Annotated in this window: 21 protein-coding genes and 2 pseudogenes; 6 read left to right on the top strand and 17 right to left on the bottom strand. The window is 68.9% G+C overall.

Translation table 11 applies throughout. The annotated features are described in order from the left end of the window. Positions 1-18: 18 nt before the first annotated feature. Positions 19-2,373, bottom strand: coding sequence for an AsmA family protein (locus RS901_RS01005; protein ID WP_316150968.1), 2,355 nt, complete (start codon positions 2,371-2,373; stop codon positions 19-21). A 213-nt stretch (positions 2,374-2,586) separates the two neighbouring features. Here RS901_RS01005 and tcdA point away from each other — a divergent pair, with 213 nt between their 5' ends. Next, a complete protein-coding gene (tcdA, locus tag RS901_RS01000) occupies positions 2,587-3,456 on the top strand; it encodes a tRNA cyclic N6-threonylcarbamoyladenosine(37) synthase TcdA (protein WP_316150967.1) in 870 nt (289 codons plus the stop codon). A 33-nt stretch (positions 3,457-3,489) separates the two neighbouring features. On the opposite strand, the gene RS901_RS00995 is transcribed toward tcdA, so the two are convergent. Next, on the bottom strand, positions 3,490-4,068 hold the full coding sequence (locus tag RS901_RS00995) for an ATP-binding protein (protein ID WP_316150966.1): 579 nt from the start codon (positions 4,066-4,068) through the stop codon (positions 3,490-3,492). A gap of 123 nt (positions 4,069-4,191) precedes the next feature. Here RS901_RS00995 and RS901_RS00990 point away from each other — a divergent pair, with 123 nt between their 5' ends. Next, entirely contained in the window at positions 4,192-4,632 is a 441-nt protein-coding gene (locus tag RS901_RS00990; protein ID WP_114131860.1) for a bacteriohemerythrin, read from the top strand. A 6-nt stretch (positions 4,633-4,638) separates the two neighbouring features. Here the strand turns inward: RS901_RS00990 and RS901_RS00985 are convergent, their stop codons facing one another. Together RS901_RS00985 and trxA are read right to left on the bottom strand one after the other, a co-directional pair. After that, a complete protein-coding gene (locus RS901_RS00985; protein WP_013957582.1) occupies positions 4,639-5,016 on the bottom strand; it encodes a cupin domain-containing protein in 378 nt (125 codons plus the stop codon). 69 nt (positions 5,017-5,085) lie between these two features. Next, a complete protein-coding gene (gene trxA / locus RS901_RS00980) occupies positions 5,086-5,931 on the bottom strand; it encodes a thioredoxin (RefSeq protein ID WP_316150964.1) in 846 nt (281 codons plus the stop codon). 238 nt (positions 5,932-6,169) lie between these two features. Here trxA and RS901_RS00975 point away from each other — a divergent pair, with 238 nt between their 5' ends. Beyond that, positions 6,170-7,885: a long-chain fatty acid--CoA ligase gene (locus RS901_RS00975; RefSeq protein ID WP_316150962.1), complete on the top strand. Its 1,716-nt coding sequence runs from the start codon at positions 6,170-6,172 to the stop codon at positions 7,883-7,885. A 70-nt stretch (positions 7,886-7,955) separates the two neighbouring features. On the opposite strand, the pseudogene RS901_RS00970 reads toward RS901_RS00975, so the two are convergent. Beyond that, a pseudogene (locus RS901_RS00970) lies at positions 7,956-8,755 on the bottom strand (ankyrin repeat domain-containing protein). A 31-nt stretch (positions 8,756-8,786) separates the two neighbouring features. Then, positions 8,787-9,578, bottom strand: a pseudogene (locus RS901_RS00965) (gamma-glutamylcyclotransferase); the annotation flags it as partial. A gap of 206 nt (positions 9,579-9,784) precedes the next feature. Here RS901_RS00965 and RS901_RS00960 point away from each other — a divergent pair. Continuing rightward, positions 9,785-10,105, top strand: a complete 321-nt coding sequence (locus RS901_RS00960; RefSeq protein WP_013957577.1) for a hypothetical protein — start codon at positions 9,785-9,787, stop codon at positions 10,103-10,105. A gap of 72 nt (positions 10,106-10,177) precedes the next feature. Here RS901_RS00960 and RS901_RS00955 read toward each other — a convergent pair whose 3' ends face one another. The 7 genes from RS901_RS00955 to RS901_RS00925 all read right to left on the bottom strand — a co-directional run bounded on the left by RS901_RS00955 (position 10,178) and on the right by RS901_RS00925 (position 14,713). After that, positions 10,178-10,525 carry an FKBP-type peptidyl-prolyl cis-trans isomerase gene (locus tag RS901_RS00955; protein WP_316150961.1) on the bottom strand — a complete coding sequence of 116 codons (348 nt, stop codon included), beginning with the start codon at positions 10,523-10,525 and terminating at the stop codon, positions 10,178-10,180. A gap of 59 nt (positions 10,526-10,584) precedes the next feature. After that, positions 10,585-11,133: a YaeQ family protein gene (locus RS901_RS00950; protein WP_013957576.1), complete on the bottom strand. Its 549-nt coding sequence runs from the start codon at positions 11,131-11,133 to the stop codon at positions 10,585-10,587. 111 nt (positions 11,134-11,244) lie between these two features. Further along, entirely contained in the window at positions 11,245-11,553 is a 309-nt protein-coding gene (locus tag RS901_RS00945) for a hypothetical protein (RefSeq protein ID WP_011615834.1), read from the bottom strand. A gap of 108 nt (positions 11,554-11,661) precedes the next feature. After that, a complete protein-coding gene (locus tag RS901_RS00940) occupies positions 11,662-12,249 on the bottom strand; it encodes a YceI family protein (protein WP_316150960.1) in 588 nt (195 codons plus the stop codon). Between the two features lie 14 nt (positions 12,250-12,263). Next, positions 12,264-12,647: an MAPEG family protein gene (locus RS901_RS00935; protein ID WP_316150959.1), complete on the bottom strand. Its 384-nt coding sequence runs from the start codon at positions 12,645-12,647 to the stop codon at positions 12,264-12,266. Positions 12,648-12,713: 66 nt separating this feature from the next. Next, complete coding sequence (locus RS901_RS00930; protein WP_114131851.1) at positions 12,714-12,956, bottom strand: RNA-binding S4 domain-containing protein; 243 nt, start codon at positions 12,954-12,956, stop codon at positions 12,714-12,716. Beyond that, positions 12,956-14,713 (bottom strand): glutamine--tRNA ligase/YqeY domain fusion protein, encoded by a 1,758-nt coding sequence (locus tag RS901_RS00925; RefSeq protein WP_316150958.1) that lies wholly within the window; start codon positions 14,711-14,713, stop codon positions 12,956-12,958. The genes RS901_RS00930 and RS901_RS00925 overlap by 1 nt, the downstream gene beginning before the upstream one ends. Before the next feature lie 255 nt (positions 14,714-14,968). Between RS901_RS00925 and RS901_RS00920 the strand changes: the two genes are divergently transcribed. Then, positions 14,969-16,408 (top strand): CoA transferase, encoded by a 1,440-nt coding sequence (locus RS901_RS00920; RefSeq protein WP_316150957.1) that lies wholly within the window; start codon positions 14,969-14,971, stop codon positions 16,406-16,408. Here the strand turns inward: RS901_RS00920 and RS901_RS00915 are convergent. From RS901_RS00915 to RS901_RS00900, 4 genes are all read right to left on the bottom strand, one after another. Next, positions 16,405-17,022: a pyridoxamine 5'-phosphate oxidase family protein gene (locus RS901_RS00915; RefSeq protein WP_316150956.1), complete on the bottom strand. Its 618-nt coding sequence runs from the start codon at positions 17,020-17,022 to the stop codon at positions 16,405-16,407. The genes RS901_RS00920 and RS901_RS00915 overlap by 4 nt on opposite strands. A gap of 58 nt (positions 17,023-17,080) precedes the next feature. Then, positions 17,081-17,941, bottom strand: coding sequence for a PhzF family phenazine biosynthesis protein (locus RS901_RS00910; protein ID WP_316150955.1), 861 nt, complete (start codon positions 17,939-17,941; stop codon positions 17,081-17,083). Positions 17,942-18,115: 174 nt separating this feature from the next. Continuing rightward, positions 18,116-19,741, bottom strand: coding sequence for a gamma-glutamyltransferase (ggt, locus tag RS901_RS00905; RefSeq protein WP_316150954.1), 1,626 nt, complete (start codon positions 19,739-19,741; stop codon positions 18,116-18,118). A gap of 52 nt (positions 19,742-19,793) precedes the next feature. Further along, complete coding sequence (locus RS901_RS00900) at positions 19,794-20,771, bottom strand: Bug family tripartite tricarboxylate transporter substrate binding protein (protein ID WP_013957568.1); 978 nt, start codon at positions 20,769-20,771, stop codon at positions 19,794-19,796. 163 nt (positions 20,772-20,934) lie between these two features. On the opposite strand from RS901_RS00900, the gene RS901_RS00895 reads away from it, so the two are divergent. After that, entirely contained in the window at positions 20,935-21,819 is an 885-nt protein-coding gene (locus tag RS901_RS00895) for a LysR substrate-binding domain-containing protein (RefSeq protein WP_316150953.1), read from the top strand. Positions 21,820-21,900 lie beyond the last annotated feature (81 nt).

The following is a 21,900-nucleotide window of genomic DNA, read 5'->3' as shown; positions in this document are numbered from 1 at the left end:
CACTAGTTCGCACGCGCCTCAGCCGCCCTTGTACAGGGCATCGTTGGCCGGGCGCGCCGGCGCCGGCTTGCGCTCGTCGCGCTCGCCGGGGCGTGCCGGTTCGCGGGTCTGGGCGTCAGCCTGCGCGGCGGTGCCCGGCGTTTCCTTCGGGATCGGCTTGCCGGCGGTCATGCCGGCGGTCTTGCCGGTCCTGGGATCCTTGTAGGTCTTGCCCGGCGGCGGCGCGACCGGGCGTTTGCGCAGGTCGGCTAGCAGCGTTGCGCACTGGTTGTCTTCGCCGCCCGGTGACAGGTCCACCAGCGGCAGCACCGCCGTCGCCACCGGTGCCAGCAGGGCCAGCGACAGCGCGCCGCCGGCGCGCAGCGCCAGCACCCCGATATCGGGACTGACGGACGGCTTCTTCATGGTGCCGCCCACGTACAGCGGCGAACGCAGCGAGAACACGCGCAGGCCCTTGGAGTCCGGGTGGATGGTCAGCGCCAGCTTTTCATTGCGCAGGTCGATGCCGCCAGTGGTCTCGATTACCGCGTCGTCCGTATCCAGCACGAAGGTGCGCGCGCGCGCGATGCCGTCGGTGAAGGCAAAGTCGCTGACGCCGCAGTTGATCCGCACCGGCCTGTCGCCGAACAGCTTGCGGATCACCACGCTGCCCACGTTCAGCCCCATCGCTTCAAGCAGGAACTTGCTGACCGTGCCGTTCTCGACCAGCAGCTTGGCTTCGCCGTTGGAAGAGGCCATCAGCGCCGCCACTGAATTGCCGGTAGCCGACAGCTTGGCGCTGCCGTTGAGCTCGCCGATGCTGGCGCGCATCAGGTCAAAGGTGGGGAACAGCTGCTTGAGCTTCATGTGCCGCGCGGTCATGTCGACCGTGGCCCCCATCGGCTCGCGCTTGCCATCGAGGCGCATGGTCGACACCAGGTTGCCGCCGGCGACGCCGAAGTTGAGCGGGTCGAGCAGCAGCACGCCGTCCTGCAGCTTCAGGTGGGTGACCAGGTCGCTGATCGGCAGTTCGGCATCGCGGATGATGCGCTTGCCGGTGAAGTGCACGTCGGCATCGATCTCGTCCCAGCGCTCGGTGCGGAACGGGGCCACCGGCAGCGCCTTGTCGGCGGGCTGGACTACCGGGCTGTCCTTGGCGGGGCGGCCGGGTTTGGCATCGGCGCCGATCAGCGGGGCCAGGTCGACAAAGCGCAGCTGGTTCGACACCAGGTTGCCCGCCAGCAGCGGACGCGGGTCACGCTTGGTGAAGGTCAGCGTGCCGGACAGGTCGCTGCCGCCGACGCGGCCGGTGAACTTCTGGTACTCGTAGATCGAGCCTTGCTTGCGCAGCGTTGCCATCAGCCGGCCGCGGGTCTGATACGGCGGCGTGGACGGCAGCACCACGCCGGTCAGCGCATAGAGCCTGGCCATGCTGTCGCCGGTCAGCGTCAGATGCACGTCCAGCGCGGCCAGATGCGCGGGGTTGGTCACGGTGCCTTCGATCACGGCGCGGGTGGTGCCAACCCGCACATCGGCCAGGATCGGGAAGGGCACGTCGGTATTGCGCAGGCTCAGCACCGTGCCGGCCTTGCCGCTGGCGTTGATGGTGGCCTCGTTGTAGCGGCCGGTGGCTTTCCAGCGCACGCCGTAGCGGCCGTTGGCGGCGATGGCCGAGGCCGGCGGGCCCGATGCGCCAGGTGCGCCGGCCGCGCCGGATGCCGAAGCCGCCGGCGCGGAGGCTGCCGCGCCGGCACTGGCGGGCGGCCCGGGCGGCACCTGGGACGCCTCGGGTGCCACCAGCGCGCCGTCGCGGGCCTTGTCATAGAGCGGGTTGTCGCCGATGGTGTCGAGCTCCGCCTGCAGCTCGATCTTCTTGAACTGGTCAGCCAGCGCCAGGTTGCCGCGCGCCAGCACGACCTCGCCGATATCCAGCTCCCATTCGGACGGGCCCTTCTTGGGGCCGAACTCAAGGGTCCAGTTGTTGCGGGCGTCCGGCAGGCGCTCCAGCCACACCGCCGGGCTGTCGACGACAATGGTCGGCACCGCGATCTGGTGCGCCAGCAGCGGTATCGGACGCAGCACGAAGATCAGTTCGCGCACGGTTGCGAGGTTGGGCTGTCTGGCCCAGTCGGTATTGCCGATGGTGATGTCGCGTGCCGACAACCGCGGCCAAGGCACAAGGGTGCGCCAGCCTTTCTCGCCCTCGCCGTGGCGCCAGGTCACGGTCAGGTCGCCGTTGATGGCGAAGGGCCGGCCGATGGCCTCCGAGACGCGGTCGTTGAGCCAGGGCTTGAGGCGGTTCCAGTCGAAGGTCAGGATCACGACCACCAGCAGCGCGATCAGCGCAACCGGTGTCAGCACACTCCACAGAACAACCTTGCGGCGCACGGGCATGAGGCGGGCTCTCCTGTCTGGCGGGGGGGCAGGTCCGGGGCCGCCCACGCCAGCGCGGGGCGGCGAACGGACCACTGCACGTCTATTGTATAGTTGCGCGCTTCCCGCCTTTGTCGGGGATTGGCTGACATCGCCGCCGGAAAATGCCGGATTCTTGCCCCGCTGCAGCCGGGCGCCGACCCTGCCGATCTCCATCGACCCGATTCCTCCAGCATGAACGATGCCGCACACGACCTGGCCGGCCTGCCCAAGCCGCTGACCCACGAAAGCCCGGCCGAAGATGACTACCACCGCCGCTTCGGCGGCGTGGCACGGCTCTACGGCGCCGCCGGCCTGGCCCGCCTGGAGGCGGCCAGCGTGTGCGTGGTCGGCATTGGCGGCGTCGGCAGCTGGGCGGCCGAGGCACTGGCGCGCAATGCGGTCGGGCGCATCACGCTGATCGACCTGGACCATATCGCGCTGTCCAACACCAACCGCCAGATCCATGCGCTGGGCGATGCCTACGGGCGCGCCAAGGTCGAGGCGATGGCCGAGCGCATCGTGGCCATCAACCCGCGCTGCCAGGTGACGCAGGTCGATGATTTCGTCACGCCGGACAACGTGCCCGAGCTGCTCGGCGCCGGCTATGACTATGTGATCGACGCCATCGACGCGGTGCGCGTCAAGACCGGAATGCTCGGCTGGGCCCGGCGCCAGGGCGTGCCGGTGATCACCTGCGGCGGCGCCGGCGGCCAGCTCGACCCCACGCGCGTGCGCATCGACGACCTGGCGCGCACGATCCAGGACCCGCTGCTGTCCAAGGTGCGTGCCGGCCTGCGCAAGCAATGGGGCTTTACGCGCGACCCGAAGAAGAAGTTCGGCATTGCCGCGGTCTATTCGGACGAGCCGCTGCAATACCCCGAGCCCGAGCAGCAGGCCTGCGAGATCGACGAGGCGCCGCCGCTGGACGGGCAGCCGGGCCAGCCAGCCATGCGCGGCCCGCAGGGCCTGGCGTGCGCGGGCTTTGGCTCGTCGGTGGCGGTGACGGCGGTATTCGGCTTTGTCGCGGCGTCGGCGGTGATCGGCGAGATCGCGCGCGGCTGAAGCCGCGCGGGCCGCCCGGGCCGCCCGGGCCGCTCAGGCGCTCAGCGCGCGCAGCAGCCCGCCGATCTCGGCGTCGCCGGGTGCCTGGTTGTCGAAGAAGATCAGTTCCGGGTAGTCCGCGGGCGCCGGCATGAAGCGCCGGGTGCGGTAGGCCTCCCAGTGGCTCAGCTTGTAGGCGTCGTTGGGATTGCCGCGCCGGATGATGCGCGCATGGGCCTCGTCTTCCGGCAGGTGGACCCAGACCGTGCGCACCGTGGTGCCGGCGGGCACGTGCAGCCAGCCGGGGTCATGCAGCAGGTGGGCCTTGACCTCGCGCGAAAGCGGGCCGATCACGATCACGCTGATCCCCAGCGCCAGGTTCTCGCGCGCGGTGTCGAGCAGGCCCTGGTATTCCGGGTCGCGCAGGTTGTCCAGGTAGGCCGGGCTGTCGCGGTCATTGGGGTCGCCGGTGATCGCGGCCATGGCCGCGGCGCTGTAGCGGCCGTACAGGGTGTCCTTGTCGAGCAGGCAGAAGGGCTCGCCGGTGGCCTGCATCAGCGGGCCGATCAGGCGGTGGGCGAGGGTGGTCTTGCCGGTGCCGGCATGGCCGCAGAAGAAGATCAGTCGTGGCATGAGGGATAGGTGTAGCGGACAGGGCGCATCGCCCACAGCATACCCCTGGCTTGCGCCAGATCAGGCCCGGGCCGCGCTGATTCGGTATCCTTGCCGTTTTCCCCAACGATTGCCGTCGATCCCATGGACGCCAAAGACCAGCTCTCCTCCGCCGGCCTGCCGGACCACCTCCATCTGGGCGAACCGGTCACCGACGCCACCCATGCCGAGTTCGTGCAGCTGCTGGCCGCGGTGGCCGGCGCCGACGACGCCGGCTTCCTGGCGGCGATGGATGCATGGATCGACCATACTCGCCATCACTTCGCCCAGGAAGAGCAGTGGATGGAGGCGATGGGCTTCGGCCCGCGCCATTGCCATGCGGGCGAGCACCAGCAGGTGCTGGCCGTGGCCGTCGCGGTGCGCGACAAGGTGCACACCGATGCCGAGTTCCAGCTGGGCCGCCGCCTGGTGGCCGAGCTCTCGGGCTGGTTCGACCATCATGTCAAGTCGATGGACGCGATGATGGTGGAGCATATGCGCGAGCACGGCTTCACGCTGGTCGAAGGCCCCGTCACCGCGGCCTGAGCACTGTCAGGCCGGGTGCGCGGCGTCGCGGTCGATCACCACGAAATACTTGCGCACCGGCGCCAGCACCTCGAACAGCCCGGTAAAGCCGGCCGGGATCACGCAGGCATCGCCGGGGCCGAAGTCGCTGGCCTGGCCGGCATCGTCGCTGATGCGGATCCGGCCGCTGATGACATGGAAGAACTCTTCCTTGCCGGCCGGGAAGGCGATGCGCCACGCCCCGGGCTCGCACGCCCAGATGCCGCAGTCGAAATCGCCGTGCTGCGCGCTGTAGTGCGTCCAGGTGGTGCGGTCGGGGTTGCCTGACACCAGCCGGTCCGGGCGCGGGCGGTCGTGGCTGGGGGCGGGCTCGGTCTTGAAGTCGATCAGGCGGGGCGCTGGCATGGCGGATGGCAAGAAAAATGGCGGAACTGAGTCCGCCAGTTTACCGCGCCGGGGCCGCAGCCCGGCCGCTCAGTTCAGCGCCGTGCTCAGCTGGCGGCGCCAGCGCGACACCACGTCGGGCCGGTCGGCCAGCATCTCGAACACCGACAGCATGGTCTTGCGGCCGATATCGTCCTCGAAGGTGCGGTCGGTGCGCACGATTTCCAGCAACTGCTCCAGCGCCGGCTCGTACTGCTGGCGCGCGATCAGCAGCCTGGACAGGTCCAGCCGCGCCGCCAGGTCGCGCGGGTCGGCGGCGATGCGCGCGCTCAGGGTGGACTCGTCCGGCAGGCCGGACAGGCCCTCCATCGCGTCCATGCGCGTGCGCAGCGCGGCATGGGCGTCCTGCTGCGCGGCCTGCGGCGACAGGGCCTCGAGCTGCGACCTGGCCTCGGCGATCGCATTGCCGTCCAGCAGGAAGCCGATATAGGCCAGCCGGGCGGCGTCGGTCTCGGGGTCGAGCGCAATGGCTTCGTCGAACTTCGCCTCGGCGCCGGCCCGGTCGCCCTCGGCGGCCAGTTGCAGCGCGTCATGCAGGGCCACCTGCGCGGGCTTGGGCATCAGCCGCCCCAGGAATTCGCGCAGGCCGGACTCAGGCAGCACGCCGATGAACTGGTCCACCGCCTCGCCGTCGGCAATCGCCACCACGTGCGGGATGCTGCGCACGCCGAAGTGCGCGGCCAGGTCCTGGTTCTCGTCGACATTGACCTTGACCAGCTTCCACTGGCCGCTGGCCTCGGCCTCCAGCCGTTCCAGCATCGGGCCCAGCGTGCGGCAGGGGCCGCACCACGGCGCCCAGAAGTCGACCAGCACGGGCGCCTGGCGCGAGGCCTCGATCACTTCGGTTTCGAAATTCTGCAGGGTGACGTCGCTCATGGGGAATCCTGGATCGGGGAGTGGCGGGAGCGGCCAGCCGGGGCGGGCCGCCCGCGGGGGCAAGTCAGGGCAATCTATACCCCTATTGTGAGGGCGAAGGCGCCGAATGCAACGCCTGTGCCAATACCGCGCCCGCAGGGTTCGGGAAAGTCTGTGGTTGAAAATAGAACGATCGTTCGGTTATAGTCCTTGACCATACCGAAAGACCCGGTCCGCGAGACCGCACAGGAGACGTTGCATGCAGACCCCAGCTCGCCCGCATTTCCAGTTCTGGCCGAAGCGCCTGCCGACCGCCATCGTGCTGCCGGAGACCTCGCTCTGGGCCAACCTGGAAGTCTCGGCGCTCCGCTATGCCGACAAGGCCGCGATCCGCTACTTCGGCAATGCCGTCACCTTCCGTGAACTGGAGGCGCAGGCCACCGCGCTGGCCGGCTGGCTGCAGCAGAAGGCGGGCGTGAAGAAGGGGGACCGGGTGCTGCTGTACATGCAGAACTGCCCGCAGTTCATCGTCAGCTACTACGCTATCCTGCGCGCCGACGCGGTGGTGGTGCCGGTCAACCCGATGAACCGCGCCGAGGAATTCAAGCACTACGTCACCGACGCGCAGGCGCGCGTGGCGATCTTCACCGCCGACCTGGCCGCCGGGGTCGAGCAGGCGCAGGCGGAGCTGGCGCCGGCCGAGCGCCTGCAGCATATGCTGGTGACCCAGTATGCCGACGCGCTGCCGCCCACGCACGAACACCCGGAAGACGCGGCGCCGGCCTGGCTGACCACGCCGCATCCGCTGCCCGCGGGCGCCACCGCATGGCCCGAGGCGCTGGGCGCCGGCCTGCAGCCCGGCCCACACACCGCCGGCCCGGACGACATGGCGGTGATGCCCTACACCTCGGGCACTACCGGCTTCCCCAAGGGCTGTATCCACACGCACCGCTCGGTGATGCACAACATCGTCGGCGGCGCGACCTGGTCGGGCTCGGGCGCCGAATCGGTGATCCTGTCGGTGCTGCCGCTGTTCCACGTCACCGGCATGCAGTACGGCATGAACGGCCCGATCTACAGCGGCGCCACCGTGGTGATGCTGCCGCGCTGGGACCGCGAGGTGGCCGGCCGCCTGATCTCGCGCTACCAGGTCACGCACTGGACCAATATCCCGACCATGGTGATCGACTTCCTGGCCAGCCCCAACCTGGCCCAGTTCGACCTGTCCAGCCTGCGCTACATCGGCGGCGGCGGCGCGGCCATGCCGCAGGCCGTGGCCGAGCGCCTGCGCGAGCAGTTCGGGCTGAACTACCTGGAAGGCTACGGCCTGTCCGAAACCATGGCGCCGACGCACAGCAACCCGTCGGACCGGCCCAAGCTGCAGTGCCTGGGCGTGCCGACCTTCAACACCGACGCGCGCGTGGTCGACCCGGTCACGCTCAAGGAACTGCCGCCCAACGAGATCGGCGAGATCATCGTCAGCGGCCCGCAGGTGTTCAAGGGCTACTGGGGCAAGCAAGACGCCACCCGCGACGCCTTTATCGAGTTCGAAGGCAAGACCTTCTTCCGCACCGGCGACCTGGGCCGCATGGACGAGGACGGCTACTACTTCATCACCGACCGCCTCAAGCGCATGATCAATGCATCGGGCTTCAAGGTGTGGCCGGCCGAGGTGGAGAACCTGCTGTACAAGCATCCGGACGTGCAGGAGGCCTGCATCATCGGCACGCGCGACCCGTACCGCGGCGAGACCGTCAAGGCGGTGGTGGTGCTGCGCGCCCACGCCAAAGGCAAGACCACGCCGGAGCAGATCATCGAATGGGCCAAGGAGAACATGGCCGCCTACAAGTACCCGCGCGTGGTGGAGTTCGTTGAGGCGCTGCCGAAGTCGGGCACCGGCAAGGTGATGTGGCGCCATCTGCAGGAAAGCGAGAATGCGCGCAACACCGGCGCAGCGGAGAAGCCCGCGGCCTGAGGCAGCAGGGGTAGCCAATGAAAAAGGCTGGTCGACCGACCAGCCTTTTTCATTTACACGGTGCCGGCCCTCAATGCCCCCGCACCCGCATCAGCATCTTCACCATCGTCTTGTAGCCCCGCTCGCGCGCATGGCGCGTGGGGGTCACGCCTTCGCGGTCGGCGAGGTTGGCGTCAGCGCCGGCATCCAGCAGCAGCTGCACCGTTTCCTCGTAGCGGGTGCTGCCATCGCCCAGGATCACCGCTTCCAGCAGCGCGGTCCAGCCGAGGTCGTTGACATGGTCCACGGCAACGCCGGCCTTCAGCAGCAGCTTCACCACCTCGACATGGCCATGCTGGCTGGCGATGATCAGCGCGGTGCCGTCATAGCGGTCGGTGCTGGCCAGGTCGGCGCCATTGGCCAGGGCCAGGCGCACCACATCCGCCTGGCCGGTGGCGGCGGCCAGCAGGAAGGGGCTGTTGGATTCGGCGTCCTTCAGGTTCACGTCGGCACCGGCCAGCAGCAGTGTGCGCGCGACCTCGGCGCGCCGGTTCTGCACGGCCGCCAGCAGCGCGCTGCGCCCGCGTTCATCCGCGGCGCGCGCCGAGGCGCCGGCGGCCAGCAGGCGCGCCACCAGTTCCTGGTCGCCGGCGCTGGCTGCGGTGATCAGGTTGCGGTCGAGCGTGCCGATGGCGTCGCGGTGCAGCGGCGGCTGCATGGCCGCGCTGCGCGGCGGGCGGGCGGCGGGCTGGCTGGCCGCGCCGCCGGCGGGCCGTGCCGCCAGGGTCTGCCCGCCCTGGGCCGCCAGCAGGCCGCCCCCATCAGCAATCCCATCAGGCCCAGCAGCTCGTTGAGTGCCTGTCTGCGGGTGCGGGCGGCGGGGCGCGTCATGGCGGCAGCTCCTTGGCTCAGACGGTTTCGTGGGGCTGGCCGGCAGGGGCGCTGCGTCGTCGAGGGCGGCGTGCGCAGCGCGCTCGGCGTCGGCGGCGTCGTCGGCCTGCAGCTGGCGCCAGAGCCGGCCCAGGTAGGGATCGTCGACGCCGTTGGTGGCCAGGCCCAGCAGGGTCTGCTGCAGGTATTCGCGCGCGGGGCCGTACAGTCCGGCTGCGTGGCGCAGGCGCTCGACCACGCTGATATCCGGCAGCCGGCCAGCGTAGGCCTCGTGCGAGCGGTTCATGACGAAGGCGAGGGCGCGCTGCTCAGGCGCGCGGGCATCGCCGGTGCGGATGCGCAGCCAGCGCGGATGGTAGGCCCCGGTCAGCATCTCGCGGCGCCACAGCACGCGGAATTCCTGCTCGACCACATGGCTGGGGATGCGGAACACCATGCCGTGGCAGCAGCCGCCCCGGTCCAGGCCCAGCACCAGGCCCGGGTTGTCCCAGGTGCCCCGGTTGATGCGGGAATAGAGGTAGAAGCCGCGGTGGTAGCCGTGCACCGTGGCGCGCTGGCGCTCGGTGTGCACCACCATCGGGTTCCAGATCAGCGAGCCATAGCCGAACAGCCAGACATCGCCGCCAAGCGCGGGATCTTCCGGGCGGCGCGCCAGCGCATCGGACAGGGACTGCTCCAGCACGGCTTCCGGCAGCAGCGAGGACGCGACCGGAGTACTGCACAGCGAGGTGCGCAGACGGTCGGATTCGAGGTCCTGTCGCGTGATGGCCATGGTGCAAGCATAAATCAAAGCCGCGCCACGGGAAGGTGGGGGAAATGACATAAGTGCCAGTTTTCCTCGGAATTGCCTGAGCGAACTGGGCAGGTGTGGGCGGTTCGCAACGGTTGTGGCGGCGTGCCGTCCCTGTCACTCGCCGCGGACGAGCGCTGTCGCACCTTTGTCCGCGATCAGGCGGCCGTGAATTGCTGGCCCGCGCGGCTGCCATGTCCTTACAATGGTGGCCTCAATCCGACCAGGGGGAACCTGCGATGGCACGTACGCTTACGGTGGTGTTCGGCAGCGGCAAGGAATATGACTTCACGATCGGCACGGACGAGCTGGCCGCGGTCACCGAGGACGCCGCGTGGCGCTGGTTCGACCGGGAATACACCGAGCTGGACTGCCAGGCGTCGAGCCCGGTCGGCAAGGTGCTGGTGATCGACAAGATCCTGAATGTCGCCAAGTTTTCCGGAGAAGCGCGCTTTTCCGGCGATCCTGCCTGGGCGCAGGACTATGCCCGCCATGCGGCGCGGCTGCTGGACCGGGACAAGGTCCGCGTCGATGTCGGCAACGCCGCCATCGGGTTCTGAGGCGCGGGCGCGCCAGCAAAACGGGTAGTTTGTCGCCCCTGCCTGTGCAGGAGCGACAACCTTCTCGCCGGCTTAGACCGCCAGCAGTTCCACTTCAAACAGCAGGGTAGAGTTCGGCGGGATCACGCCGCCGGCGCCGCGGGCGCCGTAGCCGAGGTCGGCCGGGATCACCAGGCGGCGCACGCCGCCCACCTTCATGCCCTGCACGCCTTCGTCCCAGCCGCGGATCACATGGCCGGCACCCAGCGGGAACACGAACGGGTCGTTGCGGTCCTTGCTCGAATCAAACTTGCGGCCAGCCTGGCCGTTCTCGTACAGCCAGCCGGTGTAGTGCACGGTGACGTGCTTGCCGGCGGTGGCTTCGGCGCCGGCGCCGACGGTGGTGTCTTCGTATTGGAGGCCAGAGGGCGTGGTTTGCATGGCGTATTTCCTTCCGATGGGAACAGACGTGGTGAGTGGAGAACGCAGCGCGGCTGCGTTCAGGCTTGGGCGCGCTGGAGCACATCCAGCGTCAGTTGCACATTGCGGTCGTCGTCGGCCACCCAGATGTCGCCGTCCTGGATCGTCACCGACAGGCGCATGGCGCGCTGCGCCAGCGCGGCCAGGGCTTCGACCGCTTCCGCCGGGACATTGTAGACGGTGACGTTGCGCAGCTTGCCGGCCTTGCCCGCCATGCCCTTCCACCATTCGCGCGCACTGGCGGCGTTGTAGGTGTAGACGGTCACGCGCTCGGCCCGGGCGGCGGCGCGCTTCAGGCGCGCTTCGTCGGGCTGGCCCAGTTCGACCCAGTGGGCGATGTCGCCGGTCAGGCGCTTGTCCCAGAGGTCGGGTTCGTCGGGTTCGTCCAGGCCGCGCGTGAAGGCCAGCGTCTCGGTGGCTTCGCAGGCAAAGGCCAGCAGGCGCACCATCATGCGCGCGTCATTCTCGGACGGGTGCTTGGCGATGGTAAGGCTGTGGCTGCCGTAGTAGGGCCGGTCCATGTCGGAGACCGACAGGTCAGCTTTGAAGATGGTGGATTTGAGCGCCATGAGGTGAAGTGTGCGGCAGGCGCCCCGGCTGGGGTGCGGGAGACGCAAAAGGCCGCATCATACGCCATTTGCCGGACACGGCTTGCCAGCCCGGCATACTGGCGCGGCGGCTCAGCGCTTGCGGTATTCCTTGAGGTAGAAGCGCAGCAGCGCCGACAGCAGCAGCGTGCTCAGGAAGCCGGCGGCAACGATCAGGGCCTGCCCGGCGGTGGAGTCGATCTGGCCGGCCACCCCGAGGCGGAACAGCCAGGTGCCGACCATCATCGCCAGGAACGGCATCAGCAGCGCGCCGCGGCCGTAAGTCTGCACTGCCCACAGCGGGAAGCGGCGCAGGAAGTCGCCCGGAATGCTGCAGGCCAGGCAGGCACCGGCAGCTGCCAGTGCGGCGGCCACGATGTCGCCGGAATGGATGTCGAACATGGTCTCGGTCTCGCGCGCCCCCATCAGGCACACGCAGGCGAGCGTGGCAGGAATTGGGCAAAGCGCTGATTCTACAAGAGAAATTTGCGCCGGAGGTGACGAATAGGGTTACTGCGGGATGCTGCCCGCGGGCGATGCCTCGACCGCCACTTGCAGCGTCACGATGTCGCCTACCTCGGGCAGGAAGCGGGTCATGCCAAAGGCACTGCGCGGCACCTCGGCGCGGAAGTCGCCGCCGCAGACCTGCCGGCTCACGCCGAACAGGCTCGCCTCGCCGCAGCGGAAACGCTCGGCCTGCAGGCGCAGCGGCTGCGTGACGCCGTGCAGCGTCAGCTCACCTTCCACCGCAACCAGCCGGCCGCCTTCCATCAGGAAGCGGTTCGCGCGTAGCCGCGCCACCGGGTGCTGGGCAGTATCGAAGAATTGTGCCGAGCGCAGCACGCCGTCCAGGGTGCGGTTGCCGGTATCGACCGAGGCCAGGTCCACGGTCACATCGAGTGCGCCGGCGCCGTTGTCCGCGTCATAGACGAGGCGCCCGTCGATCTTGCCGAAGCGGCCGCGCACCGAACTGCGCTCGAAATGACTGGCGGAGAAATAGACGGTGGTGTGCGCCGGATCGATGGTGTATTCAAGCGGCGCCGCCTGCGCAGCGGTGATGCCCAGGGCGGCAGCAAGTGCCAGCGCGCGTGCGGCCATGGCTCAGTCGCCGCTCAGTGGACAAACACGGGCAGCAGGAACATCCCCACCACTGACAGGTAGCCGATGGTCCAGCACAGGGTGCGCAGCGTGGCGCGGTCGGTCACGTAGCACACGGTGTAGAGCAGGCGGGCCACGATGTAGACCACGGCCAGCTCGTCGATGCGGGCCTGCGGCGCCTGCAGGTGGCTGGCGGCCAGCACGGCGGCAGCAAAGAAGGGGAAGGCCTCGAAGTGGTTGCGGTGCGCCATGTCGGCGCGGCGCGCCCGGCCGGACTGCTGCTCCAGCCAGCCGCGCGGGTCATGGTTGTCATAGCCAGGCCCGCTGGCCTTGGCGATGGCCACCGTCGCCAGCGGCAGGATGCCGGCCAGCAGCACGCACCAGAAAGCGATCGGCATAGTCCAGTCCTTTCGGTTGCAATGCCGGCGCCGCCATCACTGGCGCCACCGGCCCGGCCCGCGCGGTCAGGCGGCGACCACGCGGATCTCGATGCCCGCCAGGCCCACCACCTGCCCGGCGCGGATCTTGGCAGTCTTGCGCGATTCGGGCGTGCCGTCCACCGAGACTTCGCCGGCGGCGACCAGCGCCTTGCCGGCGCCGCCGCTGTCGCACACGCCCGCCAGCTTGAGCAGGTCATTGAGCGCGATGAACTCGCCCTCGAGCGGGAAGGTGATGGTTTGCACGGCTGCCTTGCCAGGTTTGGCCATCACTTGCCCCAGCTGTCTTTCAGACCGACGATGCGGTTGAAGACCGGCTTGCCCGGCTGCGAATCGGTGCGGTCGGCGACGAAGTAGCCATGGCGCTCGAACTGGAAGCGGTCTTCGGGCTGCGCTTCGCGCAGGCCCGGCTCCAGGTAGGCGGTGATCACCTGCTTGGAATCCGGGTTGAGCGCATCCAGGAAGTTCTTGCCGCCGGCGTCCGGGTTGGGGTCGTTGAACAGGCGGTCGTACAGGCGCACTTCGGCCTCGTACGCGTGCGCGGCGCTGACCCAGTGGATCACGCCCTTCACCTTGACGCTGTCGGCGCCCGGCGTGCCGCTCTTGGTTTCGGGCAGGTAGCTGGCGTGCACGGCGATCACGTTGCCGTCGGCATCCTTGTCCACGCCGGTGCACTCGATGACATAGCCGTACTTCAGCCGCACCTTGTTGCCCGGGAACAGGCGGAAGTAACCCTTGGGCGGGGTCTCGTTGAAGTCCTCGCGCTCAATCCACAGCTCGCGCGACAGCGGGAACACGCGGCGGCCCAGTTCGGGCTTCTTCGGGTGCACCGGCGCCGAGCATTCCTCGCTCTGGCCTTCGGGGTAGTTGTCGATCACCAGGCGCAGCGGGTCCAGCACGGCCACGCCGCGCGCGGCACGGCCGTCCAGGTCGTCGCGCACCGCGCCTTCGAGGGTGCTCATGTCGATCCAGCTGTCGGCCTTGGCCACGCCCACGCGGTCGCAGAACAGCTGGATCGATTCCGGGGTGTAGCCGCGGCGGCGCACGCCCACCAGCGTGGGCATGCGCGGATCGTCCCAGCCGTCCACACGCTGTTCATCGACCAGCTGCTTGAGCCTGCGCTTGCTGGTGATGGCGTAGGTCAGGTTCAGGCGTGCGAACTCATACTGGTGCGGCAGCGGGTCGCGGAACACGCCGCTGTCGCGCAGGTGCTCCAGCACCCAGTCGTACAGCGGGCGGTTGTTCTCGAACTCCAGCGTGCACAGCGAATGCGTGATGTTCTCCAGCGCGTCCGAGATGCAGTGGGTGAAGTCGTACATCGGGTAGATGCACCACTTGTCGCCCGTGCGGTGGTGATGCGCATGGCGGATGCGGTAGAGCACCGGGTCGCGCATCACGATATTGGGCGCGGTCATGTCGATCTTCGCGCGCAGCACGTGCTCGCCGTCGCTGTACTTGCCGGCGCGCATGTCGCGGAACAACTGCAGGTTCTCTTCGACGCTGCGGTCGCGGTAGGGCGAGGGCTTGCCCGGCTCGGAGAAATTGCCGCGGCTGGCGGCGATCTGTTCGGCGGTCTGGCTGTCTATATAGGCGGCGCCGCGCTCGATCAGGGTCTCGGCAAAGGCGTAGAGCTGGTCGAAGTAGTCGCTGGCGTAGTACAGGTGCGGCTGTTTGGCGCCGTCCTTGCCCTCGCTGTCCCAGGAAAAGCCCAGCCAGTGCACCGCGTCGATGATCGAATCGACGTATTCGGTGTCTTCCTTGACCGGGTTGGTGTCGTCAAAGCGCAGGTGGCAGCGGCCGCCGTAGTCGCGCGCCAGCCCGAAGTTCAGGCAGATGCTCTTGGCGTGGCCGATATGCAGGTAGCCGTTGGGCTCCGGCGGGAAGCGGGTGATCACGGTCGGCAGCGGTTCGCCGGCCTTGTCCTGGCGGCCGGCATAGGTGCTGGCGGCGAGGTCCTGGTCGATGATGCTCCGCAGGAAGTTGGAGGCGGCGGGGGTGCTGTCGGTAGGCTTGTTGTCGTGGCTCATGATGGCGCCGGTTGGCCGGCCTGATGCGTCTGGGTGCGTCGGGCCGGGTCGTCAGATTGCGTGGCGGAATGCCAATAGCGGGATTTTACCGTGCCGGAGCCGCCGCACGCCGCGAGCCGCCGCGGATTTCCGCGCATCTCCCGGATTTGCACCCGCGCGGACGCGCTTGGCTGCGACGAAAGTGATGTGTCGGAGTAGCATGGGAGCGTGCCGGCCCGTGGTGGCCGGCTTTGGTCCATCGCTGCAGGAATGCCCATGAACGCCCAACCCGATGCGGCGCCAGTGCCGCTTGAGCCCTCTGAAGTCGTTGCCGCGCTGTGGCGCGATGCCGGCCTGCCTGCCGAGGCGCTGGCGCACCTGAAGCTGGACGGGGCCGAGCCGGTGCTGCCGTCGAGCTTTGCCGTGGGCACCGCCGCCCAGGCCAGCCTTGGCGCCGCGGCGCTGGCAGCCGCCGCACTGTGGCACAGCCGCACCGGCCGCTGGCAGGACGTCAGCGTCGACATGCGCCACGCCATCACCGAATTCCGCAGCGAACGCTACCTGCGCGTCGACGGCGGCCCCGCGCCCGAACTGTGGGACAAGCTGGCCGGCATCTACCGCTGCGGCGATGGCCCCTGGGTGCGCCTGCATACCAATTTCCCGCACCACCGCGACGGCGTGGTGCGCTTGCTGGGCTGCGCCAATGACAAGGCAGCTGTGCAGGCCGCGCTGGAAAAGCGGGATGCCGAAGCCTTCGAGACCGCGGCGTCCGATGCGGGCCTAGTAGTCGCCGCGCTGCGCAGCTTTGAGGAATGGGACCGCCATCCGCAGGCGGCCGCCTTGCGCGGCCTGCCGCCGGTGACGCTGGAGCGCATCGGCGACGCCCCGCCGCAACCGTTGCCCGCGCCCGCGTCCCGGGACGCGCAGCCGCTGTCGGGCGTGCGCGTGCTCGATTTCACCCGCATCATCGCCGGCCCGGTGGCGGGCCGCACGCTGGCCGCGCATGGCGCCGACGTGCTGCTGGTCACCGCATCGCACCTGCCGTCGATCCCGCCGCTGGTGATCGACACTGGCCGCGGCAAGCGCACCTGCCAGCTGGACCTGCGCGATCCGGACGACAAGCGCACGCTGCACAAGCTGCTGCACGGTGCCGACGTGATGGTGCAGGGCTATCGCCCCGGCGGCCTGGCCGAGCTGGGCGTGGGGCCGGAGGCCGCGGCGCGCGCGCGTCCGGGCATCGTCTATGTGTCGCTGAGCGCCTATGGCGACGTGGGGCCGTGGTCGCACAAGCGCGGTTTCGATTCGCTGGTGCAGACCGCCACCGGCTTCAATGATGCCGAAGCGCACGCGGCCGGCAGCGACACGCCGCGTCCGTTGCCGGCGCAGGTGCTGGACCACGCCGCGGGCTACCTGCTGGCCTTCGGCGCGATGGCCGCGCTGCACCGGCGCGCGGTGGAGGGCGGCAGCTGGCATGTGCGGGTGTCGCTGGCGCAGGTGGGGCAGTGGCTGCGCGGCCTGGGGCGCGTGCCGGACGGGCTCAAGGCGCCCGAGCAGAAGATCGACGACGTTGCAGACCTGCTTGAGGCGGTGCCGTCCGGCTTCGGCATGCTGACGGTGGTGCGCCATGCGGCGCATCTGTCGGAAACGCCGGCGCACTGGACCTTGCCGTCCGAGCCGCTCGGCACGCACGCGCCGGAGTGGCTGCCGCGCGGTTAGTAGAGGGTGGTGCGCTGCCGCTCGGGCAGGTCACGGTCGTAGGCGGCGCCGTCGATGGCGTTGTCGGTCAGCGTGGACAGGATCTCGCCATTGCTGGGCAGCGACTGGCGCGCCACCTGCGCATCCGCTGCCCACAACCGCGAGCGGATCAGCGCGCGGGCGCACTGGAAGAACACTGACTGCACCGTGACCACCAGCACCGTGGTCGGGGCCTTGCCGTCGACCACGCTGCGCGCGATCAGCGCGGGGTCGACGCTGATCTGCGCGGTGCCGTTGACGCGGATGGTCTCGTTGATGCCGGGGATCACGAACAGCAGCCCCACGCGCGGATCGGCAACGATATTGCGCAGGCTGTCGACGCGGTTGTTGCCGCGCCGGTCGGGCAGCAGCAGCGTGCGTTCGTCCAGCACCTGCACAAAGCCCGGCGCATCGCCGCGCGGCGAGCATTCGGCCCAGTCCTCGCCCACCGTCGACAGCAGGCAGAAGGGCGCCGCTTCGATAAAGGCGCGGTAGTGCGGGTGCAGGTAGTCGACTTCCTTGGAAAGCGACGGGGCCGCCGGTTGCGCGTAGAGCGCTTCCAGTTCGGCCAGCGTGGTGATGGCGTGCGAGGTCATGGCAGGCGGGGGGCGTGGGTCGGCGGGGGGCGAAACCGTCAATGTAGCGCAGATGCCGTTACACGGTCACGGTACCCCGGCCGATCTCCAGCACGCGGCCGCCCACGTGAATCGCACCGTCGGCGCTGACGGCCAGGTGCAGCCGGCAGGGGCGACCAATAGCCTCGCCCTGATCGATCGCATATTCGGCCGGCAGCGCGCGGCCGGTGGCCAGCAGCCAGCCGCCCAGGTTGGCGCAGGCCGAGCCCGTGCCCGGATCCTCGGCCACGCCGCCGCCCTGCCTGGTGAAGAAGTAGCGCGACAGCACGCGGCCGGGCTGCTCCGGGTCGAAGGCAAAGACGTAGGCGGTCTTGCGGCCCAGGCTGCTCTGCGGCCAGATCTGCAGGCGCGCGCTGTCGGGGTTGGCGCGGCGCACGGCATCGGTGCTGCGCACTGCCACCAGCAGCTGGTCGGCGCCGGTGTCGACCCACATCGGCGACACCAGCAGATCGCGTTCCTGCAGGCCGAGCAGGCTGGCCATGTCGGCATCGGGCAGGCCGGCCGGCGCGGTCTTCGGCTTGCCGTTGTGAGGGGCGGTGAAGGTCCAGACATCGCCCTGCGCGGTCACCGGCACCACGCCCGCCGGGAATTCCAGCGTCAGCGCATCGCCGGTGCCGGCCAGTTCGCGCACCGCGTGCGCGGTGCCCAGCGTCGGATGGCCGGCGAAGCGCATCTCATAGCCCGGCGTGAAGATGCGCACCCGCGCGCTGGCACGTTCCGACGGCAGGATAAAGGTCGTTTCCGACAGGTTGAACTGCAGCGCCAGCGCCTGCATGGTGGCATCGTCCATGCCGCGCGCATCCTCGAACACGCACAGCGGATTGCCGCCGAAGGTGGATTCGGCAAAGACGTTGAGCAGGCGGAAAGCGTAGGTGGTCATGGCGCGGGGAGTTCCGGAGGCTGGTGGATCACCAGTGTACGGAGCGGGCGCGGACACGCCATGCACAGTTGGGCCGATCGCGGGCGGGCCAGTTGCGGACAGTTCTGCCGCGCCATGAAAAACGCCCGGGCGGACCCGGGCGTTTCGCTGGCGAAGGCAGCTGAGTCAGCAGGTTCAGAACCCCACTGCCTGGCCATCGCGCCGGCTGTCGCTGGCCGCGACGTAGCCGTGCTCGGCGTCCTCCGACAGGCGCCAGATGAACTGGCCCGAGCCGAAGTCCATGTACGGATCGTCCACCGACTTGAGCTGGTGGCCGCGCGCCTTCAGGCCCTCGACCGTGGCCGGGTCCATGGTGCTTTCCACATCCAGCGTGAAGTCGCGGTTGACCTTCCAGCGCGGCGCGCAGCAGGCGGCCTGCGGCTGCTGGTTGTAATCGAGCATGCGCACCACGGTCTGCAGGTGGCCCTGCGGCTGCATGTCGCCGCCCATCACGCCGAAGCTCATCACCGGCTGGCCGTCCTTGGTCAGGAAGGCCGGGATGATGGTGTGGAACGGACGCTTGCCGCCCGCGACCACGTTGGCCGACTTCGGGTCCATCGAGAAGCCCACGCCGCGGTTCTGCAGGCTGATGCCGGTGCCCGGCACCACCACGCCCGAGCCGAAGCCCATGTAGTTGGACTGGATGAACGAGATCATCATGCCGTTCTCGTCGGCGGCGGTCAGGTAGATGGTGCCGCCCACCTTGGGTATGCCGAAGTTGAAATGCGTGGCGCGCTGCATGTCGATCAGCTTCGCGCGCGACTTCAGGTACGCGTCATCGAGCATTTCCTCCGGCGTGACTTCCATGCTGCGCGGGTCGGCCACGTAGCGGTAGAGGTCGGCAAAGGCCAGCTTCATTGCCTCGATCTGCAGGTGCTGCGAGTCGACCGAGTCCACCGGGATCGAAGCCATGTCGAACTGGTCCAGGATGCCCAGCGCGATCAGCGCGGCGATGCCCTGGCCGTTGGGCGGGATCTCGTGCAGCTCGTAGCCGCGGTAGGACTTGCTGATCGGCTTGACCCAGTCGGGGCGGTAGTTGCGCAGATCATCGAGCGTCATGGCGCCGCCGCACTGCTGGCTGAAGGCGGCAATCTGCTCGGCGATCTCGCCTTCGTAGTAGGAGCGGCCACGGGTCGCGCCGATCTTGCGCAGGGTTTCGGCGGCAGCCTTCATGGTGAACTTCTCGCCCACGGCGGGGGCGCGGCCATTGGGCATGAAGGTCTCGGCATAGCCGTGCTGGTCCTTCAGCTCAGGCACCGCGGCGGCCCACTTGTGCGCCACCACCGGCGGCACGGCATAGCCGCGCTCGGCGATCTCGATCGCCGGCTCCATCAGGTCGGCGAACGGCAGCTTGCCGAAGCGCTCATGCAGCGCGGCCCAGCCGGCGACCACGCCGGGCACGGTGACCGAGTCCCAGCCGCGGATCGGGCGGTTGGCCAGGCCGTTGGCATCGGTGCCGTATTTGTTCTTGAAGTATTCCGGGCTCCACGCCGCCGGGGCCACGCCCGACGAGTTCAGGCCGTGCAGTTCCTTGCCGTCCCACAGGATGGCAAAGGCATCGCTGCCCAGGCCGCACGACACCGGCTCGACGATGGTGATCGCGGCGGCCGCGGCGATGGCGGCATCGACCGCATTGCCGCCCTTGAGCAGCATGCGCAGGCCGGCCTGCGCAGCCAGCGGGTGCGAGGTGGAGACCACGTTGCGCGCAAACAGCGGGATGCGCACGGAGGGGTAGGGGTTGGTCCAGTTGAAGTTCTGCATGCTTGTCTGTGTCCTTGTGCTCGGTGCGTCTGTGGCGCAAATTCTGCGGCCCTTATTCTGCCGTGATCTTGCGATCCTTGATCAGCTTGCCCCAGCGCGCGCTGTCCTTCTTCACCATCGCGGCGAACTGCGCCGGTGTGCCGCCGACCGGCTCGGCGCCCAGCTTGCCCAGGCGTTCCTTGACCTCGGGCGACTGGATGGCCTTGTTGAATTCGGCATTCAGGCGGTTGACGATATCCGCCGGCAGGCCCTTGGGGCCATAGATGCCGAACCAGGTATCGGACTCGAAGCCGGGCAGGCCCGACTCACTCGCCGTGGGGATTTCCGGCGCCAGCGGCGAGCGCTTGGCGCTGGTCACCGCCAGTGCCTTGAGCTTGCCGTCCTTCACATGCGGCAAGCCCGACACGATGCTGTCGAACAGCACCTGCACCTTGCCCGAGATCAGGTCCGGCACGGCCAGCGCGGTGCCGCGGTAGGGGATGTGGGTGATGAACACGCCCGCCTGCGCCTTGAAGGCCTCGGCGGTCAGGTGCACCACGGTGCCGTTGCCGCTGGAAGCGTAGTTCAGTTCGCCGGGATGCTTCTTGGCGTAGTCGATCAGCTCGCGCACGTTCTTCGCCGGCAGGCTGTTCGGCACCACCAGCAGGTTGGTGGCGATCGCCACCTGGCTGACCGGGGTGAAGTCGGTCTCGGTGTTGTACGGCAGGCGGGTGTTGATATACGGCCCGATCGAATGCGTGCTGGTGGTGGCGATCAGCAGCGTATAGCCATCGGGTGCAGCCTTGGCGGCCATGTCCGAGCCGATCGCGCCGCCGGCGCCGGGGCGGTTGTCGACCACGATCTGCTGGCCCATGCTGGTGCCCACCTTCTGCGCGATGGCGCGTGCCAGCAGGTCGGTCGCGCCGCTGGCCGGGAAGGGCACGATCAGGCGGATCGGCTTGCTGGGATAGGTGTCGGCCAGTGCGGGCGTGGCGGCCAGGCAAAGCCCGCAGCCAAGGCCGATGCCGAAGCGGCGCAGCCAGGATTTCATACTTGTCTCCGGTGTCAGGCGATTGGCCCCGATTCAAGAGCCGGCCTTCATTATTCCGTGCTGCCGGTCACAAAGAAAGCTAATATTTCTTTCCAATGTCACAAGGAAATCTTAATGATCGCCCCTTGCCGGCATATGCCTGACTCTTCCCTTGTGTGCGCCGATGAGCACTGTCCGCTTCCTCCGTACCTTTGTTGCCGTGGCCGAGCACGGCTCCTTTGCCGCCGCCGCCGGCCAGGTGGCGCTGACCCAGGCCGCCGTCAGCCTGCAGATGCGCGCGCTGGAGACCGAGCTGCGCCGCGAGCTGTTCGACCGCAACGGCCGGGTGGCCGTGCTCAATGCCGACGGCCGCGCGCTGCTGCCGCAGGCGCGGCGCATGCTGGCGCTGTATGACGAGATGCGGCTGCCGCTGGCCTCGGACCAGGCCATGGCGGGCGCGGTCGCGGTGGGTGCGGTGGTGTCGGTGATGGGCGGGCTGTCACATGCGGTGGCGCATATGAAGCGCACTTATCCTGCGCTCGACGTGCGCCTGGTCGGCGCCAAGTCGATCGAGCTGGCGGCGCAGGTCGAGGCTGGCGAGCTGGATGCCGCCATCCTGGTCGAGGGCGCCGCGCGCGTGCCCGGCACGCTGCGCTGGACGCCGCTGTACCATGAGCCGCTGGTGGCGATCGCGGCACGCGGCAGCCCGGGCCGCGACGCGCGCGAGGCGCTTGCCACCAATCCCTACCTGCGCTTTGACCGCAGCCAGCGCACCGGCGCGCTGGTCGAGCGCGCGCTGCGCCGCGCGCACCTGAAGGTCAACGAGTTCCTGGAGCTGAACGCGATCGAGGCGCTGGTGGAGCTGGTGCGGCAGGAAGTCGGCGTGACCGTGGTGCCGCTGCTGCGCCGCGCGCGCTGGCGCGACGACGAGGCGCTGCGCATCCTGCCGCTGCTGGTCAACGGCGAGCCCGTGATGCGTCACATCGGCATGCTGGAACGGCGCGACCACGGGCGCGGGCAGGTGACCGCGGCGGTACGGGCGGCGTGCAGCGAGCTGTTCGGCGCCTGACTGCCGCCTTGCCATAACCAAGTCCTATCGGGCGGATAGTCAGAAACGCATTCTCCTGAAGATTCCTATTGCATATATTTC

The sequence above is a fragment of the Cupriavidus sp. BIC8F genome, from assembly GCF_032465815.1.
GTDB classification, from domain to species: Bacteria; Pseudomonadota; Gammaproteobacteria; order Burkholderiales; family Burkholderiaceae; genus Cupriavidus; species Cupriavidus necator.
This window is presented reverse-complemented; position numbering and strand designations above follow the sequence as displayed.

Bases quoted from the DNA above. Each gene is read 5' to 3' on its own strand.
- RS901_RS01005 (WP_316150968.1), bottom strand. From the start codon at position 2,373: ATGCCCGTGCGCCGCAAGGTTGTTCTGTGGAGTGTGCTGACACCGGTT.
- tcdA (WP_316150967.1), top strand. From the start codon at position 2,587: ATGAACGATGCCGCACACGACCTGGCCGGCCTGCCCAAGCCGCTGACC.
- RS901_RS00995 (WP_316150966.1), bottom strand. From the start codon at position 4,068: ATGCCACGACTGATCTTCTTCTGCGGCCATGCCGGCACCGGCAAGACC.
- RS901_RS00990 (WP_114131860.1), top strand. From the start codon at position 4,192: ATGGACGCCAAAGACCAGCTCTCCTCCGCCGGCCTGCCGGACCACCTC.
- RS901_RS00985 (WP_013957582.1), bottom strand. From the start codon at position 5,016: ATGCCAGCGCCCCGCCTGATCGACTTCAAGACCGAGCCCGCCCCCAGC.
- trxA (WP_316150964.1), bottom strand. From the start codon at position 5,931: ATGAGCGACGTCACCCTGCAGAATTTCGAAACCGAAGTGATCGAGGCC.
- RS901_RS00975 (WP_316150962.1), top strand. From the start codon at position 6,170: ATGCAGACCCCAGCTCGCCCGCATTTCCAGTTCTGGCCGAAGCGCCTG.
- RS901_RS00960 (WP_013957577.1), top strand. From the start codon at position 9,785: ATGGCACGTACGCTTACGGTGGTGTTCGGCAGCGGCAAGGAATATGAC.
- RS901_RS00955 (WP_316150961.1), bottom strand. From the start codon at position 10,525: ATGCAAACCACGCCCTCTGGCCTCCAATACGAAGACACCACCGTCGGC.
- RS901_RS00950 (WP_013957576.1), bottom strand. From the start codon at position 11,133: ATGGCGCTCAAATCCACCATCTTCAAAGCTGACCTGTCGGTCTCCGAC.
- RS901_RS00945 (WP_011615834.1), bottom strand. From the start codon at position 11,553: ATGTTCGACATCCATTCCGGCGACATCGTGGCCGCCGCACTGGCAGCT.
- RS901_RS00940 (WP_316150960.1), bottom strand. From the start codon at position 12,249: ATGGCCGCACGCGCGCTGGCACTTGCTGCCGCCCTGGGCATCACCGCT.
- RS901_RS00935 (WP_316150959.1), bottom strand. From the start codon at position 12,647: ATGCCGATCGCTTTCTGGTGCGTGCTGCTGGCCGGCATCCTGCCGCTG.
- RS901_RS00930 (WP_114131851.1), bottom strand. From the start codon at position 12,956: ATGGCCAAACCTGGCAAGGCAGCCGTGCAAACCATCACCTTCCCGCTC.
- RS901_RS00925 (WP_316150958.1), bottom strand. From the start codon at position 14,713: ATGAGCCACGACAACAAGCCTACCGACAGCACCCCCGCCGCCTCCAAC.
- RS901_RS00920 (WP_316150957.1), top strand. From the start codon at position 14,969: ATGAACGCCCAACCCGATGCGGCGCCAGTGCCGCTTGAGCCCTCTGAA.
- RS901_RS00915 (WP_316150956.1), bottom strand. From the start codon at position 17,022: ATGACCTCGCACGCCATCACCACGCTGGCCGAACTGGAAGCGCTCTAC.
- RS901_RS00910 (WP_316150955.1), bottom strand. From the start codon at position 17,941: ATGACCACCTACGCTTTCCGCCTGCTCAACGTCTTTGCCGAATCCACC.
- ggt (WP_316150954.1), bottom strand. From the start codon at position 19,741: ATGCAGAACTTCAACTGGACCAACCCCTACCCCTCCGTGCGCATCCCG.
- RS901_RS00900 (WP_013957568.1), bottom strand. From the start codon at position 20,771: ATGAAATCCTGGCTGCGCCGCTTCGGCATCGGCCTTGGCTGCGGGCTT.
- RS901_RS00895 (WP_316150953.1), top strand. From the start codon at position 20,935: ATGAGCACTGTCCGCTTCCTCCGTACCTTTGTTGCCGTGGCCGAGCAC.